This window comes from Gymnodinialimonas ceratoperidinii (assembly GCF_019297855.1).
GTDB lineage: Bacteria > Pseudomonadota > Alphaproteobacteria > Rhodobacterales > Rhodobacteraceae > Gymnodinialimonas > Gymnodinialimonas ceratoperidinii.
Map to the genome: position 1 here is coordinate 2,526,527 of NZ_CP079194.1, position 21,043 is coordinate 2,547,569.

Sequence of the window (21,043 nt, forward strand, 5' to 3'; positions counted from 1 at the left end):
GCCCCATGGCTCTCAACATCGAACAAGGCTCCACCAGCCATTCCGCCTATGATCTTCGGTCGCATCTGTCCGACGTGATCGAGACTCACACCCTCGCGATCCTGGTCGAGAACGAGCCGGGCGTTCTGGCGCGCGTGATCGGGCTTTTCGCGGGGCGCGGTTACAACATCGAAAGCCTGACCGTGGCGGAGGTGGACCATGGCGGGCACCGCTCGCGCATCACCATTGTGACCTCGGGCACGCCGCAGATCATCAACCAGATCAAGATGCAGTTGGGCCGCATGGTGCCGGTGCACGAGGTCGCGGACCTCACCGTGGACGGGCCGTTCATCAGCCGGGAATTGGCGCTGATCAAGGTCGTGGCCAAGGGCGAACACCGGGTGGAAGCGCTGCGTATCGCAGAAATCTTCCGCGCCAACGTTGTCGACAGCACGCTGGAGAGCTTCGTTTTCGAGATCACCGGCACGCCGGAAAAGATCGATGCCTTCTGCGACCTGATGCGACCCCTGGGCGAGATCAAACTGGCGCGCACCGGCGTCGCGGCCATCGCCCGAGGCACGTGATGCGCCTTGCCCGCTTGATGCTTCTCTCTCTGGGCGTGGGCCTCGCGGGCCTGCCCGCCGCAGCGCAGAGCCTGCACGGCCTCACCCTGGGCGCGCCGATCCCCGAGGCGATGCCGATAGCCGACGACACCGCGGTTCAGGCGCCCTACACACGGTCGGTCTGGGCCGCGCTGGACGGGGTGATGATGACCGCCATCGCCGACAGCGAGACCGGCGGCGTTGTCTTCATCGAGTTGCGTCCTGCCGAGCCGGGCCCGGTTGCGACCGGTCTGGGCGGGCTCACCTTCGCAGAGACCACCCGCGCGGATCTGCATGCGCGCTTCGGATCTGAAGGCATCGTCTTTGAGGACGTCGGGCGTGGCGGGATTTTCGGCGATCTTGCCGCCTATTTCACCACCTACGAGGTGGCGGACAGCGACACGGTGCTCTCGTTCGTGACCATCGAGCCGCTCGACGCGGCGGATGAAAGCAGTGCGGCGCGATCGACCCTCGATAGCATTGTCATTGCGCAGGACGCTTATCTGACGGAAGTCTGGGGGCTCAATCGCGGCAGCCTGCCGGGCTATGCACCGATCGCCGACCCCTTCGACGGGTGATCATCGACACCCTCTCCGAGGCCGCGCCACGGATTCGCAAAGCATTATCAAGACGCGGAGGCTGTCTGCCCTGCCCCCGCGTCCGACCTCGGGACCTGCCTTTGTGGCACAGGTCCCGAGAAGGCTCGCCTTATTCCGTGGGAAGCAGTTCCGCTTCCTGCGCCGCGGCAATCTCATCCGCGTTCAGCACCCCGTCGGCATCCGCATCCAGCGCGGTGAATTCCTCTTCCGACATATCGGGCATGATCATCAGAAGCTCGGTGAAGCTGACCATGCCATCGGGGTCGGCATCGACATCTGCGATCTGCGCACCGGCAAGACCTGCCGTCACCATCAAGCCTGCAACCGCGGCGGCTGCGGAGATCACGCCAAGGCGGATTTTATTGTCATCGTTTCGCATGGGATTGGTCCCTTTGTTGTTGCGTGTCAGATGCGACCCTCCGGGATCGGTGGGGCATCTATGAGGGAAGAGCCTACTGAGGCCAGTTTCGTCCGGTGCGCCGCCAAGGATCGCCCCGGTCGGCGGCTCCCTGCTCAATATAGGGCGCGACAGGGGCAACGTCCCGCTGGTGTTTTCCCCATCGGCAAAGGATCGCCCGCCATGGGCGGGATAGCGGCCGCCAGCGGGCGCGCGGAGCGGCGCATCTTGCGGTCGCGGCAAGGCGGGATCAGCGTTCGATCAAGCATCCGCGTTTCAGACCTGCGAGGCCCCCATGCACCACCCCTCACGCCCCGCGCGGGAGAAGGACGCCACAGCCGCCCTTCCCCTGTCGCGCACTTTCACTGCATTGATGGCGGACATGCAGCGGACGGCGCGGCGATTGACGCGCACGGGCGATGAGGCAGACGACCTCGTGCAGGAAACATTGCTGCGGGTCTGGTCGCGGATGGCGATGGCGGCCGAGGGCGCAACGGATCAGCCCCCGATCGATGACCTGCGCGCCTATGCGTTCGCGACCTTGCGACACCGCGCCTATCGCCGCGGCTCCCTCGCGCAACCCGCCGAGATGGCGCCCGACGAGGTTTCCGCGCCGCGTGGCTCGGATGGGGTGACGCGGCTTGGCTGTGCCGAGGCCTTGGAAGCGCTGGCCGCCTTGCCCCAGGATCAGCAGGTCCTCTTGCGGATGCGCGCGATGGAGGGGCTGAGCTATGCCGAGATCGCGCAGAAGACAGGGCTTGCACCGGGTACCGTCACCTCGCGGCTGGCACGCGGCCGCGCGGCCCTGCGCGCCGCGCTGGACCTGCCCCCCGGCGCCTCGGTGACCGATCTTCTGGGCGGCACCTGACCCGGTGGCCGCCTTGCGAAAAAGGCGGCTACCTCCGCGTCTAAAGCGCTTCGCGCCCGCCTCCGTCACGGGCGCGCGTGTCTTTGCATGCCCATTTTCTGTCGGGATTTGGCAAGACGCACCCCCGGTTTTGAACACAGGCTGAATGCAATCTTTAGTCGGAGTTTGCGCCATGCCTGATGATCTGATCCGCCCCCTTGCCGACGTAATGGCCCCCATCGACCGCGCCCATGGCCTGCCCAACAGCCATTACACCGACCCCGAGACGATCTCGGCGGAAAACAACGCCGTTCTGCGCAATCAGTGGGCCGCTCTGGCCGTCGGCGCCGATGTGCCCGAAGCGGGTGACGCGAAACCGATCGAGTTTCTCGGGCAACCGCTCCTTCTCCTGCGCGATGACACCGGCACGCTGCGCGTCTTCTTCAACATCTGTCGCCACCGCGGCATGATCCTCGTCGATCAGCCCCGCAAGATCGAAGGCGCGATCCGCTGCCCCTACCATTCGTGGTGCTACTCCAAGGCGGGCAAGCTGGTGGCTACCCCCCATGTGGGCGGCCCCGGACAGAACGCCCACCCCGGCATTGATCGCACCACCCTCGGCCTCGCCGAAGTGCGCAGCCACATCTGGCGTGACGTGGTCTTCATCAACCTCTCCGGCGCGGCCGCATCCTTCGAGGAGGTCCACGAGGACCTGTTGCAGCGATGGGCGGAGTTCGACCAACCGATGTTTCATGGCGGGCCGGACAGCAGCTTCACGCTCGATCTCGCGACGAACTGGAAGCTCGCCGTCGAGAACTACTGCGAGAGCTATCACCTGCCCTGGGTGCATCCCGCGCTCAACACCTACTCGCGGCTCGAGGATCACTATCACATTGAGGCGGCCGGTCACTTCTCCGGTCAGGGCACCTACGTCTATCGACAACTCAAGGGCGAGGACGGCGCCGTCTTCCCCGACTTCCGGAACCTCGGCCCCCACTGGGACGCCGGGGCGGAATATATCTCGGTCTTCCCGAACGTGCTGATGGGAGTTCACCGCGATCACGCCTATGCCATCGTGCTCGAACCCGTCGCCCATAACCGCACCCGCGAGCACGTCCATATCTACTATGCCACCCCGGATACCGATGCGGCCCTGCGTGCCCGAAACGCGCGGCAATGGAAGGATGTGTTCGAGGAAGACATCTTCGTCGTCGAGGGCATGCAACGGGGCCGCGCGGCGGAGGGCTTTGACGGCGGGCGTTTCTCCCCGGCGATGGACGGGCCCACGCATCTCTTCCATGCCTGGGTCGCCGAAAAGATCGAAACGGCGCGCTGAGCTTGGCCTCGGATCGGTTCGACACCGCCCTCCGACGGGCCCGGGAAACCGGCGACTGGTCCGAGGTCATCGCGCTCTACGTCGCCGCGGCAGACGCGGAAACCGAGGCTCAGGGCGCCGCCTTCTACCTCACCCACGCCTATGTCCACGCGCTGGAAGCAGGCGACCCGAGGGCTGCCTCCCTGAAAACCCGCCTGATCGCCCTCGGCGCGGAAGTCGACACCCCCGAGACGTAAGTCACCCAAGATCCCGCATCACACCTCTCAGTCACCTGTAACCCACCGCACCCTTCATCTTTTCAGAAATACGGGCGGGGGTCCGGGGGCTGGCCCCCGGCGCTTCTCAGCTGCCATTTCATCCGCAACACTTCAGCGACTGGCCCATTCCCGCTGCCGGTTGCGAAACACCCGCAGGCAAGCCAGCAGGGACCACCCAAGGAACAACGGCCAGAACACGGGCTTGTAGTTGATGGGATGGCACCCGCGTGAGGGCGCCATCGAAAGACCGTCGCGGATCACTTCGAGGAAACCGTCGTTCCGCGGTCCGGGCACGATCGTCAGGGTCGCCTCATCGGCCCACAGGATCTCGACGGTGCCACGGCTGCGCATCAACTCGATGATCCGGCCCACCCCTTCCCCATCCTCGCCACGTTGCTCGAGGGTTTCGACCAGTTGGGCGCAGGTATTGACGGCCGAGAAGGCGCTCGGGCCGGAGGGCGTCAGCGCCTCGGTATAGGCGGCAAAGGGGCGCGAGGCTATTGGTCCCGTGTGGGGCGTGCAGGCGGCGTCGACGCAGGGCGTGACAACGATGGGCTCGAAATCGAGGCCCCGCATCCGGTCCGCGATCCAGAAGACGACGAGGGTGGAGAGGCAGCAGAACATCACCGCCTCCAGCAGCCGCAGAACGGCGTCGAGCCGTCCCGCGGTGCCTTCCGCCTCGGCGAGAGCACGCGGGGCATCCGCGCCGGGCGTGGAGGTGTCGCGCGGCTCGGGCGGCTCAGCTTCGCGTGCCAAGGATCACGCGAACGTAGTGTTGGGTCTCGTCATAGGGCGGTACGCCGTCGTGGCGCTCGACCGCCTCTGGACCCGCATTATAAGCCGCAAGCGCCAATCGCCACGTGCCGAAGCGGCGGAATTGCTGCGACAGGTAGCGCGCGCCCCCGTCGAGGTTTGCCACAGGGTCGGCCGGATCGACACCAAGCAGAACCGCCGTGTCCGGCATCAGCTGTGCCAGACCGACCGCGCCGGCAGAGCTGAGCGCCGCCGTGTTCCAGCCCGATTCCTGCTGCACGAGCCGCAGGAACAGATCCTCCGGCACCCCGTGGCGCCGGGCCGCGGAGCGGGCGACCTCCAGGAACGGGCCATTATAGCCGCCCTCGAATTCCGGCAGTGCGCGGGTCTCGACCGAGCCCGGACGCAGGCGCGAGGAGAACTCGTATTGCGTGGCCGCGCGCCCATCGAGCACACCCATCGCGCGGTCCAGTCGATCGAGCCCGCTTTGAGCGGAGGCGGACGGCGCAAGCAACGCGCCGAGAGCGCCTGCGGCAAGGATGGCGCCGGTGCCCTGCGCGAGGTCACGCAAGGACACTCGGGCAGACGCAGGGAAAGGTCGCAGGTGAAACATCAGGCCTCGGTTCACTTGTGGATTTGCGGCAGAATATAGCGCCCCGGACGCGCTATTCCTAGGGGGAGGATAATTCCGAAAGGTTTAAGGCTTTTCTTAACCTTGATCGGATGGTCTAACCGGACACCAACCAAGCGCCCGGAATCGGGGCGCCTCAGCAGTCCACGAGGGGGAATTCGATGGCCGGGTCCGTCAACAAAGTCATTCTAATCGGCAACCTGGGGCGCGACCCCGAAGTGCGTAGCTTCCAGAACGGCGGCAAGGTCTGCAACCTGCGGATCGCGACTTCGGAGACCTGGAAGGACCGCAACACCGGCGAGCGCCGCGAAAAGACCGAGTGGCACTCGGTCGCGATCTTCCAGGAGGGCCTTGTGCGCATCGCGGAGCAATACCTGCGCAAGGGCTCGAAAGTCTACATCGAGGGCAAGTTGCAGACCCGCAAGTGGCAGGACCAGAGCGGGCAGGACCGGTATTCCACCGAGGTCGTCCTGCAGGGCTTCGACGGCGTGTTGACCATGCTCGACGGGCGCGGCGAAGGCGGCGGCAGTGGTGGTGGCGGCGGCTACGGTGGTGGCGGCGGCTATGACGATCGTGGCGGTTCCGGTGGCGGCTTCGGCGGTGATGACCGTGGTGGATCGGGCGGCGGCGGCGGCTTTGGCGGCGGCGGGTCGGATCTGGATGACGAGATTCCGTTCTAAGAGCCCGTTCAAAGAGACTGCGATGCATCTGCGGCGCCCGGAGTGTCTCATGTTCGGGTGCCGTTTCGAGCCGCAGGATTGAGTTGTATTTACCAAGATGAAGGAGGAGCGTCGCGTGCGCCCTCCGGGGGGAGCGTGCCATGAAACCGGTGAACCCGAATATGGAGGCGACGTTTCCGCCCCCCGTCATGGAGGCCCGTCGGTGGGTCGAGTGCAAGGACTTCCCCGCTTCGCGGCCCTTGATGAACCTGAGCCAGGCCGCGCCGGTCGATCCGCCCCCCGAGGGGCTGATGCAGGCCATGGCCGACGCGGTGCTGAGCGATCCTTCGGTGCATCTCTACGGGTCGGTTCTGGGCCATGACGCCCTGCGGGCCGAATTGGCGGCGCAGTGGTCGGCCTCTTACGGGGGCGTGATCGAGCCCTCGCAGGTTGCCATAACATCGGGATGCAACCAGGCCTTCACCTCGGTCATGTCCACGATCGCGCAGGCCGGCGACGAGGTGATCGTGCCGCTGCCGTTCTATTTCAACCACCAGATGTGGCTCGACATGCAGGGCGTGCGGGCGGCCTATATAACGACCGGCGATGATCTGTTGCCGGACCCTGAGCGCGCCGCCTCTCTGATCACGCCGCGCACCAAGGCAATCGTTCTGGTGAGCCCCAACAACCCCGCGGGCGTCGAATATCCCCCTGCCCTGCTCGCGGCCTTCCGTGACCTGGCGCGTGCCCGCGACCTTGTGCTGATCGTGGACGAGACCTACCGGGATTTCCATTCCTCTGAAGGCGCGCCCCATGCGCTGTTCGAAGACCCTGACTGGGACGACACTTTCATCCACCTGTATTCCTTCTCGAAAGCCTACCGTCTGACCGGGCACCGGGTCGGCGCGATCATGGCCTCGCCCGCGCGGCTGGCGGAGGTGGAGAAATTCCTCGACACCGTGGCCATCTGTCCGCCCCAGATCGGCCAGGTCGGCGCGCTTTGGGGCATGCAGAACCTGCGCGACTGGCTTGCGGGGGAACGGCTCGAGATCCTGGCGCGGCGCGATGCGGTGCGTCAGAGCTTCGCGCGCCTGCCGGAGTGGGAGCTTCTGGGCTCGGGCGCCTATTTCGCCTACGTGCGCCATCCCTTCGATATGCCTTCCGACGAGGTCGCGAAACGGCTGGTGGACGCGGCGCATCTCCTGGTGCTTCCGGGCACCATGTTCGGCCCCACCCGCGCCCAGGGCGGTGCCGGTCAGGCCGAGGCGACGCTTCGGGTAGCTTTCGCCAACGCCGATCGTGCCGGGCTGGATGAGCTGGCAAATCGCCTCGCCCCGATCACCTCCCTGTAGCCAGGCCGCAGAGACTTATCCCGAGGCGTCAGCATTCCCTTGCTCCTCTTGGGCCAAATGCGTATCCGTTTGCGCAACTAACCACTGAAAGGGCCTGATCAAAATGGCTACCTCCGCTGCGAAAAAAGTCTCGACCCTCTTTGTCTGGATCCTCCTCGGGCTTCTGTTCGTCGCCCTGGCCGGTTTCGGCATCGGCTCGTTCAGCGGTGGCGCCTCGCAGGTGGGTGCCGTGGGCAATGCGCAGATCACGGCGGAGGATTACTTCCGTGCGCTCAACAACGAGATCAACGCGCAGTCCGCGCAGAGCGGCCAGGCGGTGAGCTTCGCGCAGATCCGGGCGCGCGGTATCGACGAGCAGGTTCTGGCCGGTTTGACCGCCCGTGCCGCCCTCAGCCACGAGGCGGCCGAGATGGGCATCTCGGTGGGCGACGGCGAAGTGGCGCGGCAGATCTCGCAGATCCAGGCGTTTCAGAACACCTCGGGCCAGTTTGACCGCAACTCCTACGAATTCGTCCTGCAACAGCAAGGCTCTACCCCGCGCGAGTTCGAAGAGGACACGCGCGAGGACGTGGCCCGCGCCCTGTTGCAGACGGCAGTGATCGGTGGGCTGACTCCGCCGGAAATCTTTGCCGAAATCCTCACCGCCTATCAGTCCGAGACCCGCGACTTCACCCGCCTCGCGGTGACCGAGCGTGATCTGCCCGAGCCGATTGCCGACCCCACCGACGCGCAGCTTGAAGCCTATTACGACGAATTCCCCGAGCGGTTCACCCGCCCCGAGGCGCGCCGGATCACCTATGCGTGGCTGATCCCCTCCGCCATTATGGATGACGTCGAGATCAACGAGGACGCGCTGCAAGAGCTCTACGACGAGCGCATTGATGAATATGTGCAGCCCGAGCGCCGCCTGCTGGAACGTCTCGTGTTCGGCTCTGACGAGGCCGCCGAGGAAGCGCTCGCCGCCATTGCCGCCGACGAAACGGACTTCGACACGCTGGTGGAAGAGCGTGACCTGACGCTGGCCGACGTCGACATGGGCGAGGTTGCCCCCGATGACCTGAGTGACGCCGCCGCCGAGATCATCTTCGGCGATGACGAGAACGAGATCCTGGGCCCCGTGCCGACGCCCCTTGGCCCCGCCATCTTCCGGGTCAACGCGGTGCTCGAAGCCTCCGAAGTGCCGTTCGAGGATGCCCGTGAAGACCTCAGCGCCGAGCTGGCGCAGGAAGGCGCGCGCCGCGCCATCGATGACATGCGGGAAGAGATCGATGACCTGCTGGCCTCCGGCGCCACGCTCGAGGAATTGGGCGAAGACACCGCGATGGTCCTCGGCACCCTCGACTACACGACAGCCTCCGAGGAAGGCATCGCCGCATATGACAACTTCCGCGACGCGGCAGCCGCGGTGGAGGAGAGCGATTTCCCCGAGCTGCTGGACCTGAGCGACGGCGGCCTCTTCGCGCTGCGCCTCGACGAGATCGTGCCCCCGGCCCTGCCACCGCTGGAAGAAATCGAGCAAGAGGTCGCAAACGCCTGGCAGGCCACCGCCTTGCGCGAAGCCGTCGCCGACCGTGCCTCGCAGCTGGTCGCACAGCTGGCGCAAGGGGCGACGCTCGACGATCTCGGTGACACCGCCGAGGAGCGTCTGATCCGCCGCCAGGACCTGCTGCCCGACCTGCCCGCCACCACCGTGGCGCAGGTCTTCCAGCTCGACGCGCCCGGCGACGTGGTCATGATCCCCGGCGCCGAAGCCGCCCATATCGTGCGCCTCGATGCCATCAATTCCGGCATCCGCGACGGGGAAGACACTTCGGTCCTGCTTACGATCATGAACCAGACGATCGCGCAATCCATGGCCACCGATATCTTCGAGGCATACGGCCAGGCGCTGCAGGCCGACGCGGGCATCTCCATGAACCAGGGCGTGATCAACTCGGTCCACGCCTCTTTCCCCTGAGGCCCGCCCATGGCGCAACTCTCCGCCTTCGAGGATTTTCGCGCCGCCTGGGAGCGGGGCGAAAACCAGCTCGTCCACGCGCGTCTTGCCGCCGATCTGGATACGCCCGTCTCGGTCATGCTCAAGCTGACCGATGCCGGGCGTGATGCCTTCATCCTCGAGTCGGTCACCGGCGGCGAGGTGCGCGGGCGCTACTCGATCATCGGCATGAAGCCCGATTTGGTCTGGGAATGCCGCGGCGAGGAAGCACGCATCAACCGCACCGCCCGCTATGATCGCGACAGCTTCGAGCCCTGCGCCGAGGCGCCACTCGACGCGATCCGCGCGCTGCTGGCGGAATCGGCGATCAACATGCCCGAGGATCTGCCCGCCGCCGCGGCGGGTCTCTTCGGATACCTCGGCTACGACATGATCCGGCTAGTGGAGCATCTGCCCAACGTGAACCCCGACCCCCTCGGCTTGCCAGACGCGGTGCTGATCCGCCCCTCGGTCATCGCCGTGCTCGACGGGGTGAAGGGAGAGGTCACCGTGGTCTCACCCGCCTGGCAATCGAGCGGCCTCTCGGCACGCGCGGCCTATGCGCAGGCCGCCGAACGGGTCTCCGACGCCCTGCGCGACCTGGAACGCGCGCCCTCGGTCGCCGCGCGCGAGATGGGCGATGCCCGCCCCCTGGGCGAGCCGATCTCCAACTTCACCCACGCGGACTACCTCGCGGCGGTGGAGACCGCGAAGGACTACATCCGCAAGGGCGACATCTTCCAGGTCGTCCCCTCGCAGCGCTGGACGCTGGATTTCCCGACGCCCCCCTTCGCGCTCTACCGTGCTCTGCGCCGGACCAATCCCTCGCCCTTCATGTTCTACTTCAACTTCGGCGGCTTCCAGGTCGTCGGCGCCTCGCCCGAGATCTTGGTCCGCGTCTTCGATGACGAAGTAACAATCCGCCCCATCGCCGGCACCCGCCCCCGCGGCGCCACGCCCGAGGAGGACCGCGCGCTGGAGGCCGACCTGATGGCCGACGAGAAGGAACTGGCCGAGCACCTGATGTTGCTCGATCTGGGCCGCAACGACACCGGCAAGGTCTCGAAAATCGGCACCGTGCGCCCGACCGAGGAATTCATCGTCGAGCGCTATTCCCACGTCATGCATATCGTCTCCAACGTCGTGGGCGAGCTCTCGGAAGATCACGACGCCCTCTCCGCCTTCATGGCAGGCATGCCCGCGGGCACCGTCTCCGGCGCTCCCAAAGTCCGCGCGATGGAGATCATCGACGAGCTGGAACCCGAGAAGCGCGGCGTCTACGGCGGCGGCGTGGGCTATTTCTCGGCCAACGGCGACATGGACATGTGCATCGCGCTCCGCACCGCCGTGGTGAAGGACGAGAAGCTCTACATCCAGGCCGGCGGTGGCGTCGTCTACGACAGCGACCCGGAGGCCGAGTTCATGGAAACCGTGAACAAGTCCCAAGCCATCCGCAAAGCCGCCGAGGACGCCAGCCTCTTCACCCGCAACAACGCGTAGCCCCGGCCCGACGCAGCCCGCCCCCATCTTCCCCGTTCCCAAAATATCCCCCCGCGGGAGCGTGGGGGAGGCCGAGGCCGACCAGGCCTCGGACGGGGGCAAAGCCCCTGAAACAAGAGGCGCGCCGAAGGCTCCGCAAAATTACCGTCCGACCAAAGCCAGACGTCGAGACTACTCCGCCGACCGCAACATCGTGGCCGACAGCGGGGCCAGGGCAACAGCCTCGGTCCGCCCGCTCAAGGCCCAGGAGAACAGCGCCGTTACCGTGTCCGGGCGGGTGCGCCCGACGACAATCACCGTCCCCTCCTGCGCCGCGGCGAAGGCCGCGCGTGACAGGAACCTCGTGATCACCGTGGCGCGTTGGTCCTCGTCGTCGAGAGAGCGGAACACCGTCGCCCCCGGCACCCCCTCGCGCGCGGCGGTCTGTTCTGCCGCATTCAACCCGCGCGGGAAAGCCAGCAAGCCGTGGCCACTGCGCGAAAGTGCTGCGACTGTGGCGTCGAGCACCGGTCGGTCGCCTTGGATGCGCCCCTCCGGCGTGTCCATCACCGCGATGGCTTCCGGCAGGATCTCCTGCGCGCCGGCCAGCGCCACCTCGATGTCCGAAGCGGTGGCTCCGTCAACGATCACCGTGCCCAGGATCACCACCTCAAACCCCGCCGCGCGGAAGGCTGCCGCGCGCGCCTCGGCATCGGGCGCGAGGGGGTCCACGGCGAAGGCTACCGGGAAGCTGAAGCCGGAAAGCGTGTCCAGATCCATCGGGTTTTCGGGGTCGTCGATCAGGACCACGGCCATCAGCGGCCGCGCCTCTGTCGGGTCGAAATCTGCCGCGAAGCGCTGGATTGCGGGCAGGACCTCGGCCGATATCACGGTCTCGGACACCGGCGCTTCGCCCTCCGTCGAAGCCTCAGCCGCGTCATCTGCCGCCTCGGGCGTGGCGATGGGCGCGATTTGAGGCAATCGGCTCCCAGATGCGGCGGCCGCGCCTACGCTTGGCAGGGCACCTCCAACGGCTTCCACATCCACGACGGTCGGAAAGCTCGGGGTCTCGATATCGACCAAGGGCACGTTGGGCCCCGCGTCGGCGGTCTCGGGCTCCTCTGCAACCTCCGCCGAAGCCTCTGCCGCAGCGACGGCCTCTGTCTCAGGCATCTCAGGCTCTGGCGCCGGCACCTGCTCAGGCTCCGGCTCAGGCGCCGTCACGACCTGCGGCAGCCGCGCCGTGCGGACCTGTGGTCCGTCGCTGAGACCGGGTTGGGTCAACGCGTTTGGGCCCGAGGCAATCACGGGCGCCGGGGAAGTCGCGGGACTGGCGGGCGCGCGGGCGTCCGCGGGGGCGCTGCGGATCGCGGAGGGCGCCTGAGCGGCGACCGAGGGCTGCGAGGCGGGCATGGTGTCGAACCGCGGCGCGATTTCATTGCCGGCCAGAACCGGGGCCTGCGGCGCGGCCGATATCGGGGCGGCGTCAGGCTCCGGCAGGGCGGCTTCAGGCTCGGGCGGGGGACGGTTGAACTCCGAGCCCGACGGCAGGGGCACTTCGGTAGCGGGGGCGGCCTCGTCGTTCCGCGCGGGCGTTTCGCTTTCGCTCTCCTCGGCCTCGGCCTCTGCTCCGGTCTCGGCCAGCGCAGGGTCGGCCTCGGGCGAGGCTGCCGGCGTTGCCTCCGGCGCGGGCGCCGGTTCGCCGACAGCAGGCGTCTCTGCGTCGGCACTGGTCTCGGCGTCGTCTTCGGCGTCGAGGTCGGCAACGACCGCGTCATCCGCGTCGGGCGCCTCTTCCACGATGACCGTGGGGGCACTCGGGGTCTCAGCCACGGGGTCTTCCACTTGGGTGATCGGCACAGTGATCGTGACGTCGTCCGTTTGTTCCGGCGGCAGGGGAAAGCTGAGCGAGAGGGCGGCAAGGCCCAATGCCGACACGACACATCCCCAGAAAACGCCAATACTCAGACCGCCCATGGCCCTGCTCCTGTCTGCTCGGCGCGAGACACCCCACGCACGTTTTGCCGGTCCGTTTGCCCGGCTATTCTTCTGGGCAGGCAAGCGTACCGTCGCTTGACCCCTGCCGCTCGCTTTGAAACATGTATAGCGTGGGCCCGCGCCGCCTTTAACCCTTTTCTGCGGCCCCTTCGTCAAGGAACTCCGGGATGCTCCTCCTGATCGATAACTACGACAGTTTTACCTACAACCTCGTGCATTATCTGGGCGAGTTGGGGGCGGACGTCCGCGTGGTGCGGAATGACAAAATCACCGTGCAGGATGCGATGGCATCCGGTGCGCAAGGCATCGTGCTGAGCCCCGGCCCCGGATATCCTGAAGACGCGGGCATTTGCCTCGCGCTCACCAAGGCCGCGGCTGGCGCGGGGATGCCGCTGATGGGCGTCTGCCTCGGTCACCAGACGATCGGAGAGGCCTTTGGCGGCCGCGTCGTGCAGCATGCCGAGATCGTCCATGGCAAGCTCGGCGCGATGAAGCATACCGACAAGGGCGTCTTCCGCGGCCTGCCCTCGCCCCTGAACGCGACGCGCTATCACAGCCTCGTCGTCGACCGCGCCACCCTGCCCGACGTGCTGGAGATCACCGCGGAGCTGGAAGATGGCACCATCATGGGCCTGCGCCACATGACATTGCCGATCGAGGGTGTCCAGTTTCACCCCGAAAGCATCCGATCCGAGCACGGCCACGCAATGCTCGAGAATTTTCTGACCCTCACGAAAGAGCCCGCATGACCGACGCCTCCCCTTCCGACCTGATGAAGCCGATCATCTTCGCGGCCTCCGAGGGCCCCCTTTCGCGCGCCCAGGCGGAAGAGGCCTTCCGCCACATGTTCGACGGCACCGCCACCGCGGGGCAGATGGGCGGGCTGATCATGGCGATGCGCGCGCGGGGCGAATCCGTGGCAGAATACGCGGCGGCGGCCCAGGTGATGCGGGAGAAATGCGTCTCGGTCACGGCGCCCGAGGGCGCGATGGACATCGTCGGCACCGGCGGTGACGGCATGGGAACGCTGAACATCTCGACCGCGACGGCCTTCGTGGTGGCGGGCGCCGGCGTGCCGGTGGCCAAGCACGGCAACCGCAACCTCTCGTCCAAATCCGGCGCGGCGGATGTGCTTTCCCAGATGGGGATCGACGTCATGGTCGGCGCAGAGGTGGTCGAGGCGTCGCTCGCCGAGGCCGGTATCGGCTTCATGATGGCGCCGATGCATCACCCCGCGGTCCGGCACGTGATGCCGATCCGGCAGGAACTCGGCTGCAAGACGATTTTCAACATCCTGGGGCCATTGACCAACCCCGCGGGGGTGAAGCGGCAGCTGACGGGCGCCTTTGCCATCGACCTGATCTACCCGATGGCGGAGACATTGAAGGAACTGGGCTCTGAGGCCGCCTGGCTGGTGCATGGCTCGGACGGGACGGATGAAATCTCGATCTCGGGCAAGACGGACGTGGTGGAATTGAAGGACGGCAAATTGCGGTCGCGGGTGGTCCACCCGGAAGACGCGGGCCTGCCGGTGCATCCTTTCCGGGACATCCTCGGCGGAAGTCCGGACGAGAACGCCCAGGCGTTCCGCGACCTGCTTGCCGGCGCGCCCGGCGCCTACCGCGATGCTGTTCTGTTGAACGCCGCGGCCGCGCTGATCGTGGCGGGTCGGGTGACGGAACTGCGCGATGGCGTGGAAATCGCGCGCGAGGCGATCGACAGCGGCGCGGCGAAACGTGCTGTCGAAGCGGTCGCCCGCGTCACCTCGGGCGCCTGACCCTTTCGGGAATTGTGCCTGCGGCACGATATATTGGCGCCCAAGGGCGCGAGGGGCTCTGCCCCTGGCGGCTTTTTCCAAGGAAAAAAGCGCGCCTGCCCCGGAGTTGTACCAGCCAAGATGAAGGAGCCGCGCGCCGAGGCCGCGGGCATCTTGGCGCGGGCCGGGGGATGGCTTAAGGGGGAATGATGAGTACCATTCTAGACAAGATCAAAGCCTACAAGCTTGAAGAAGTGGCGGCCGCCAAGGCTGCACGGTCCCGGTCCGAAGTTGAGGAGGCTGCAAAGGCCGCGCCGCGTGTGCGCGGCTTTGCCGACGCGCTTTGGGCGGCGCAGGAGACGGGCTACGGCCTGATTGCCGAGATCAAGAAAGCCAGCCCCTCCAAGGGGTTGATCCGCGAGGATTTCGATCCGCCGGCGCTGGCGAAAGCCTATGAGGCGGGCGGTGCGACCTGTCTGAGCGTCCTGACCGATACGCCCTCGTTCCAGGGCGCGCCGGAGTTTCTTGTCGCCGCGCGCGCCGCGGTCGACCTGCCCTGCCTGCGGAAGGATTTCCTCTACGATACCTACCAGGTGGCCCAGGCGCGGGCCTGGGGCGCGGATTGCATCCTGATCATCATGGCGTCCGTCAGCGATGGGCAGGCGGCGGAGCTGGAGGACGCCGCGCGGCATTGGGGGATGGACGCGTTGATCGAGGTGCACGACGGCGCGGAACTGGACCGGGCGATGGATTTGAACTCGCCGCTTCTGGGTATCAACAACCGCAACCTGAACACCTTCGAGACCACGCTGGAGACCACGCGGACCCTGGCGGCTCGGGTGCCTGAGGACCGAATGGTGATCTCGGAATCCGGGCTTTTCACCCCTGCCGATCTTGCCGATATGGCGCATCACGGGGCGCGGACCTTCCTGATCGGGGAAAGCCTGATGCGGCAGGATGACGTGACCGGCGCCACGCGCGCGCTCTTGGCGGATCCCGTCGCTCGCGGGGACCGCTGATGGCCGGTTTGACCCATTTCGATGGCGAAGGCCGCGCCCATATGGTCGATGTCTCGGGCAAGGCTGTCACGGATCGGATTGCCGTCGCCGAGGCGTTCGTGCGGATGCGCCCAGAGACGCTCGATCTGGTGGCGCAAGGCACGGCGAAAAAGGGCGACGTTCTGGGCGTTGCGCGGCTGGCCGGGATCATGGGGGCGAAACGCTGCGCCGATCTGATCCCGCTCTGTCATCCTCTGCCGATTACCAAGGTTGCGGTCGATCTGGTCGTGGACGCGAATCTGCCCGGCGTCCGGATCGAGGCGACCGTGAAGACCTCCGGTCAGACAGGGGTCGAGATGGAAGCGCTGACGGCCGCGTCTACCGCGGCGCTGACGGTTTATGACATGCTGAAGGCGGCGGAGAAGACCATGGAAGTCGGTGGGTTGCGGGTTGTCCTGAAGGACGGGGGCAAGTCGGGCCGGTTCGAGGCGGAGGTGACATGAGCCGCGCGCGAGACACAGCGCGTTGGATCCAGAAGGGATCGGGCCTTGGCGTCTTGGGCGTTGCGCCGCGGGGAGTGGCGCGATGATTTCGGTTGAGGACGCGCTGGCCGCCTGTCTGGATCTTGCCGCGCCTGTGGGCTCCGAGCGGGTGGCCCTGACCGACGCCGGCGGGCGGGTGCTGGTGGCCCCGGTGACCGCGACGCGCGACCAGCCGCCGTTCAGCGCCTCGGCCATGGATGGCTATGCCCTGCGTGACGTCGAGGCGATCCCGGGGCGGCGCCTCAAGGTCGTGGGCGAGGCGCCGGCCGGGCGCCATTGGTCTGGCACGATCGGACCCGGCGAGGCGCTCCGGATCTTCACCGGCGCGCCCCTGCCCGACGGGACCGACCGCGTTGTCATTCAGGAAGACGTGAGCCGCGAGGGCGATCGGATCACCCTTGGGCGTGACCTCGGCTCGGGCCATAACGTGCGGCCCTCGGGGGCGGATTTTGTCGCGGGCGATACGATGTCTGCGCCGCGCCGCCTCTCTCCCGCGGATGTGGCCTTGGCGGCCTCGATGAACGTGCCGCTGCTGGAGGTCTCGCGTCGACCAACCGTCGCGCTCATCGCCACGGGGGACGAGCTGGTCACCCCCGGAGAATCGCCGCGCCCTGACCAGATCATCGCGTCGAACACCTACGGGCTGAAGGCGCGGATCGAGGCCGAAGGCGCCGAGGCGCGTCTGCTGCCGATTGCGCGCGACAACCGCGAGAGCCTGGAGCAGGTATTCGACCTCGCCGCGGGAGCCGACCTGATCGTCACCGTGGGCGGCGCCTCCGTGGGGGATCACGACCTTGTGGGCGATGTTGCCGCCTCGCGCGGGCTGGATCGGGCGTTCTACAAGGTCGCCATGCGGCCCGGAAAACCTCTGATGGCCGGGCGCTTGGGCGATGCGGTCCTGTTGGGGCTGCCGGGCAATCCGGTTTCGGCCATGGTCTGTGGCGAATTGTTCCTGATCCCGATGTTGCAGGCAATGATGGGCCTGCCCGCCGGTGCGCGGCCTCGCCTTCGCGCCCGCCTCGGGGTCGAGCTTCCCGCCAATGGCCCGCGCGAGCACTACATGCGTGCCGAAATCTCTGCCGGGGAAGACCTGCCGATCATCACGCCCTATGGCAGCCAGGACAGCTCGCTCCTGACGGTGCTTTCGGGGGCCTCGGGCCTGTTGGTCCGGCCGGTGGATGCGCCCCGCACGCAAGCGGGCGAGATGGTGGAATACGTGCCGCTGCACCAGATGTTTTGACGATTCGTTGACAGGTCGGCGGGAACAGGTGTAGAACATACCCTGAACAGGCACGAAATGTGCTTGCTTTGTTTTCGGCGCACCGCGCCGGGGCATAAAAACGGCGCCAAACGCTACGACATTGCGAGGGAGACGGGCATGCTGACGCGGAAACAACGCGATCTTTTGGAGTTCATTCACAAGCGGATGCAGCGCGATGGCGTGCCGCCTTCCTTTGACGAGATGAAGGAAGCGCTTGATCTGCGGTCGAAATCCGGCATTCACCGGCTGATCACGGCCCTGGAGGAACGGGGTTTCATCCGACGTCTGGCACACCGCGCCCGCGCGATCGAGATCGTGAAGATGCCCGATGCCATGAAAGACAGCGGCTTTGCGCCCCGCGTGATCGAGGGCGACAAGACCGATCCGCCCGCTGGCGCCATGGCTGTCCGGGCCTCTGCCGCGCGTGACCTGCCTGTCATGGGCAAGATCGCCGCCGGTGTCCCGATCGAGGCGATTTCCTCGGTGGCCTCCCATGTTGCCGTGCCCGAGCAAATGCTCGGCACCGGGCGCGATCATTACGCGCTGGAGGTCAAGGGCGACTCGATGATCGAGGCTGGCATCAATGACGGCGACATCGTGGTGATCGAAGAAGGCTCGACCGCGGACAACGGCGATATCGTCGTGGCGCTGGTGGAGGATCACGAGGCCACCCTGAAACGGCTGCGGCGCAAGGGCGGCATGATCGCGCTCGAGGCGGCGAACCCGGCCTATGAGACGCGGGTGTTCCGCGACGATCAGGTGAAGGTGCAGGGCAAGCTGGTCGGGTTGATCCGCACCTACTGAGGTTGGGGGCGGTCGGGATCTCCGGCCCGTCTCCTACACGAATTGGCGCGCAGGGCGTGTTGCGAGGATCAGACTACCGAGGTGGTCTGGTCCTTTCGTTTATTCTGGTGGCGCGCAGCGGGTCGGCAAGCGGTTTCAGGCGTCCGCAACGACGCAAGCCTGGCCCCCCATTGCAGCCCCCGGCTCTGCGTCCTAGGTTCCGCGCAACACGTCCCGGAGGACCAGATGACCCAAGCCCCGCAGCCCGTTCGCCTCGCCGATTACTCTCCCTTTGGCTACCTGATCGACAGCGTCGAGCTATTCTTCACCCTCGATCCCACCGCCACCCGCGTAAAATCCCGGATCAAGTTTCGCCCCAATCCCGAAGCAACGGACCCCCGGTTTTTCTTGCATGGTGAGCAGCTTACGCTGATCTCCGCTGCGATCGACGGCGCGCCTGTCTCTCCCGACGTGACGGAATATGGCCTCACCTGCCCCGTCCCCAACGCGCCGTTCGTCTGGGAGGCCGAGGTTGAGATCAACCCTCAGGGCAATACCGCGCTGGAAGGGCTTTACATGTCCAACGGCATGTATTGCACCCAGTGCGAGGCCGAGGGGTTTCGCAAGATCACCTTCTACCCCGACCGCCCCGACGTCATGGCGCCTTTCACCGTCCACATCGACAGCGACCTGCCGGTGAAGCTCTCGAACGGCAATCCCGAGGCGTCTGACGGCAGCCTCTGGAACGATCCCTGGCCCAAGCCCGCCTATCTGTTCGCGCTGGTCGCGGGCGATCTGGTGGCCCATTCCGATCATTTCACCACCGCTTCCGGCAAGCCTGTCGACCTCAACATCTGGGTGCGCGCGGGCGACGAGGACAAATGCGCCTACGCCATGGATGCGCTGAAGCGATCGATGAAATGGGACGAGGAGGAATATGGCCGCGAGTATGATCTCGACGTGTTCAACATCGTCGCCGTGGACGATTTCAACATGGGCGCGATGGAGAACAAGGGGCTGAACATATTCAATTCGAAGTATGTCCTCGCCTCGCCCGAGACCGCGACCGACCGCGATTATGCCTTCATCGAAGCCATCGTCGCGCACGAGTATTTCCACAACTGGACCGGCAACCGGATCACCTGCCGCGACTGGTTCCAGCTTTGCCTGAAGGAAGGTCTGACCGTCTTCCGCGACCAGCAGTTCTCGGGCGACATGCGCTCCGAGCCGGTGGAGCGGATCGGCAACGTCCTGCAACTGCGCGCGCGCCAGTTCCGCGAGGATGCAGGCCCCCTCGCCCACAATGTCCGGCCCGAAACCTATATCGAGATCAACAATTTCTACACCGCGACCGTCTATGAGAAAGGCGCCGAGGTGATCGGTATGCTGCGCACCTATCTGGGCGCGGACCTCTACCGGGCGGGATGCGAGCTCTACTTCGAACGCCACGACGGAGAGGCCTGCACGATCGAGGATTGGCTCTCCTGCTTCGAAGAAATCGCCGCGACGGACCTGAGCCAGTTCAAGCGCTGGTACAGTCAGGCGGGCACGCCGAAGGTCTCGGCCACATGGACGCGCGACGGTGACACGCTGCGCATGACCCTCTCGCAACAGGTGCCGCCGACCCCGGGCCAACCGATGAAAGAGCCTGCGAAGATCCCGGTTTCCATGGGACTTCTGGCGGGCGACGGCACCGAGATCCTGCCCTCCACGCTGATCGACCTCGATAGCCCGAGTGTCGACCTCAACTTTGATCTGGCCGAACTCGCTGGCGGCAAGGCCCCAGATCACGTGGTCCCTTCCTTGCTGCGTGGCTTCTCGGCCCCCGTCATTCTCGACGCCCCGTTGAGCACTCAGGACCGCGCGCTGCTCCTCGCCCATGACACCGATCCGTTCAACCGGTGGGAAGCCGGGCGCAGCCTGCTCCGCGAGATGCTGCTGGAAGAGATCTGCGCGCGTGACATCTCGGCGGCGGCCGAAGCGCGCCGCCGTCTGGTCTGGCAGGCGCTGAAGGACTTCTGCGCCGATGCCTCGCTGGACCCGGCCTTCGTGGCGCTGGTGCTGACTTTCCCCTCCGAGGACGATCTCACCCAAGCCACGGTGGACGCGGGCGTTGTGCCTGACCCGGTGCTGATCTCCGACGTGCGGACAGAGCATATGCGCGCGCTCGGGTCGTGGATGCAGGACACCCTGATGGACTTCTACAACGCTGTCGATCCGGACACGCCCTATTCGCCCGACGCCGCGAGCGCCGGCAAGCGGGCCCTGCGCAACACGGCCCTGTCGCTGCTCAGCAATCCCGACAACCTCGATCTGGCGCGCGCGCAGTTCGATGGGGCGACGAACATGACCGATCAGCTGGCCGCGCTCTCCGTCCTGATCCGCGACGGTGACCGCACCGCCGCGAAAGCCTTCGAGGAGCAATGGCAGCACGACCGTCTGGTGATGGACAAGTGGTTCATGATTTCTGTCGCCAGCGCGCCTGCGAACGAGGCGCTCAACGCCGCGGCGGCGCTCAGCCAGCACCCGCTTTTCGACTGGCAGAACCCGAACCGGTTCCGGTCGCTGATGGGCGGTCTGGTGGCCAATCCGGCCGCCTTCCACGACCCTTCGGGCGCGGGCTACACCTTCGTGACCGATTGGCTCCTGAAGATGGATAGCGCCAACCCGCAGACCGCCGCGCGCATGTCCACCGCGTTCGAGACATGGCGCCGCTACGACGCGGACCGCCAAGGCATGATGGCCACGGCGCTGGACCGCATGGCCGCCACGCCGGACCTGAGCCGGGACCTTGGAGAGATGGTCGCCCGCATGCGCGCGGCCTGACGGGAAATCGTTA

The 21,043-nt window shown here is 66.4% G+C and carries 20 protein-coding genes; 16 read left to right on the forward strand and 4 right to left on the reverse strand.

Annotation, left to right across the window (positions count from 1 at the left end):
* Positions 1 to 5: 5 nt before the first annotated feature.
* Together ilvN and KYE46_RS12175 are read left to right on the forward strand one after the other, a co-directional pair.
* The gene (gene ilvN / locus KYE46_RS12170) at positions 6 to 563 is read left to right on the forward strand and encodes an acetolactate synthase small subunit (protein ID WP_219000885.1); all 558 of its coding nucleotides are present in this window, start codon (positions 6 to 8) and stop codon (positions 561 to 563) included.
* A gap of 17 nt (positions 564 to 580) precedes the next feature.
* The gene (locus tag KYE46_RS12175) at positions 581 to 1,159 is read left to right on the forward strand and encodes a hypothetical protein (RefSeq protein WP_219000886.1); all 579 of its coding nucleotides are present in this window, start codon (positions 581 to 583) and stop codon (positions 1,157 to 1,159) included.
* Positions 1,160 to 1,289: 130 nt separating this feature from the next.
* On the opposite strand, the gene KYE46_RS12180 is transcribed toward KYE46_RS12175, so the two are convergent.
* A complete protein-coding gene (locus KYE46_RS12180) occupies positions 1,290 to 1,559 on the reverse strand; it encodes a hypothetical protein (RefSeq protein ID WP_247716827.1) in 270 nt (89 codons plus the stop codon).
* 313 nt (positions 1,560 to 1,872) lie between these two features.
* Here KYE46_RS12180 and KYE46_RS12185 point away from each other — a divergent pair, with 313 nt between their 5' ends.
* The 3 genes from KYE46_RS12185 (at position 1,873) to KYE46_RS12195 (ending at position 3,996) form a co-directional block, all read left to right on the forward strand.
* Positions 1,873 to 2,445, forward strand: a complete 573-nt coding sequence (locus KYE46_RS12185) for an RNA polymerase sigma factor (RefSeq protein WP_219000887.1) — start codon at positions 1,873 to 1,875, stop codon at positions 2,443 to 2,445.
* A 172-nt stretch (positions 2,446 to 2,617) separates the two neighbouring features.
* Positions 2,618 to 3,760, forward strand: coding sequence for an aromatic ring-hydroxylating oxygenase subunit alpha (locus KYE46_RS12190; RefSeq protein WP_219000888.1), 1,143 nt, complete (start codon positions 2,618 to 2,620; stop codon positions 3,758 to 3,760).
* 2 nt (positions 3,761 to 3,762) lie between these two features.
* A complete protein-coding gene (locus KYE46_RS12195; protein WP_219000889.1) occupies positions 3,763 to 3,996 on the forward strand; it encodes a hypothetical protein in 234 nt (77 codons plus the stop codon).
* Between the two features lie 132 nt (positions 3,997 to 4,128).
* Here KYE46_RS12195 and KYE46_RS12200 read toward each other — a convergent pair whose 3' ends face one another.
* Together KYE46_RS12200 and KYE46_RS12205 are read right to left on the reverse strand one after the other, a co-directional pair.
* Positions 4,129 to 4,773: a hypothetical protein gene (locus tag KYE46_RS12200; RefSeq protein WP_219000890.1), complete on the reverse strand. Its 645-nt coding sequence runs from the start codon at positions 4,771 to 4,773 to the stop codon at positions 4,129 to 4,131.
* Positions 4,757 to 5,341, reverse strand: a complete 585-nt coding sequence (locus tag KYE46_RS12205; RefSeq protein ID WP_428845060.1) for a lytic transglycosylase domain-containing protein — start codon at positions 5,339 to 5,341, stop codon at positions 4,757 to 4,759. Before KYE46_RS12205 ends, KYE46_RS12200 begins: the two co-directional genes overlap by 17 nt.
* A gap of 221 nt (positions 5,342 to 5,562) precedes the next feature.
* Between KYE46_RS12205 and KYE46_RS12210 the strand changes: the two genes are divergently transcribed.
* From KYE46_RS12210 to trpE, 4 genes are all read left to right on the forward strand, one after another.
* A complete protein-coding gene (locus KYE46_RS12210; protein ID WP_219000891.1) occupies positions 5,563 to 6,081 on the forward strand; it encodes a single-stranded DNA-binding protein in 519 nt (172 codons plus the stop codon).
* A 140-nt stretch (positions 6,082 to 6,221) separates the two neighbouring features.
* A complete protein-coding gene (locus KYE46_RS12215; protein ID WP_219000892.1) occupies positions 6,222 to 7,412 on the forward strand; it encodes an aminotransferase in 1,191 nt (396 codons plus the stop codon).
* A 103-nt stretch (positions 7,413 to 7,515) separates the two neighbouring features.
* Positions 7,516 to 9,369, forward strand: coding sequence for a peptidylprolyl isomerase (locus KYE46_RS12220; protein ID WP_219000893.1), 1,854 nt, complete (start codon positions 7,516 to 7,518; stop codon positions 9,367 to 9,369).
* A 9-nt stretch (positions 9,370 to 9,378) separates the two neighbouring features.
* Positions 9,379 to 10,887, forward strand: coding sequence for an anthranilate synthase component I (gene trpE / locus KYE46_RS12225; protein WP_219000894.1), 1,509 nt, complete (start codon positions 9,379 to 9,381; stop codon positions 10,885 to 10,887).
* 171 nt (positions 10,888 to 11,058) lie between these two features.
* Here the strand turns inward: trpE and KYE46_RS12230 are convergent, their stop codons facing one another.
* Positions 11,059 to 12,843 carry a divergent polysaccharide deacetylase family protein gene (locus KYE46_RS12230; protein ID WP_219000895.1) on the reverse strand — a complete coding sequence of 595 codons (1,785 nt, stop codon included), beginning with the start codon at positions 12,841 to 12,843 and terminating at the stop codon, positions 11,059 to 11,061.
* Positions 12,844 to 13,031: 188 nt separating this feature from the next.
* Here KYE46_RS12230 and KYE46_RS12235 point away from each other — a divergent pair, with 188 nt between their 5' ends.
* The 7 genes from KYE46_RS12235 (at position 13,032) to pepN (ending at position 21,030) form a co-directional block, all read left to right on the forward strand.
* Positions 13,032 to 13,613, forward strand: coding sequence for an anthranilate synthase component II (locus KYE46_RS12235; RefSeq protein ID WP_219000896.1), 582 nt, complete (start codon positions 13,032 to 13,034; stop codon positions 13,611 to 13,613).
* Complete coding sequence (gene trpD / locus KYE46_RS12240; protein WP_219000897.1) at positions 13,610 to 14,641, forward strand: anthranilate phosphoribosyltransferase; 1,032 nt, start codon at positions 13,610 to 13,612, stop codon at positions 14,639 to 14,641. The genes KYE46_RS12235 and trpD overlap by 4 nt, the downstream gene beginning before the upstream one ends.
* A 185-nt stretch (positions 14,642 to 14,826) precedes the next feature.
* A complete protein-coding gene (gene trpC, locus KYE46_RS12245; RefSeq protein ID WP_219000898.1) occupies positions 14,827 to 15,639 on the forward strand; it encodes an indole-3-glycerol phosphate synthase TrpC in 813 nt (270 codons plus the stop codon).
* The gene (moaC, locus tag KYE46_RS12250) at positions 15,639 to 16,121 is read left to right on the forward strand and encodes a cyclic pyranopterin monophosphate synthase MoaC (protein ID WP_219000899.1); all 483 of its coding nucleotides are present in this window, start codon (positions 15,639 to 15,641) and stop codon (positions 16,119 to 16,121) included. Before trpC ends, moaC begins: the two co-directional genes overlap by 1 nt.
* 82 nt (positions 16,122 to 16,203) lie before the next feature.
* Entirely contained in the window at positions 16,204 to 17,400 is a 1,197-nt protein-coding gene (locus KYE46_RS12255) for a molybdopterin molybdotransferase MoeA (protein ID WP_219000900.1), read from the forward strand.
* A 138-nt stretch (positions 17,401 to 17,538) separates the two neighbouring features.
* Positions 17,539 to 18,225 carry a transcriptional repressor LexA gene (lexA, locus tag KYE46_RS12260; protein ID WP_219000901.1) on the forward strand — a complete coding sequence of 229 codons (687 nt, stop codon included), beginning with the start codon at positions 17,539 to 17,541 and terminating at the stop codon, positions 18,223 to 18,225.
* Positions 18,226 to 18,450: 225 nt separating this feature from the next.
* Entirely contained in the window at positions 18,451 to 21,030 is a 2,580-nt protein-coding gene (gene pepN / locus KYE46_RS12265) for an aminopeptidase N (RefSeq protein WP_219000902.1), read from the forward strand.
* The last annotated feature ends 13 nt before the right edge of the window (positions 21,031 to 21,043 follow it).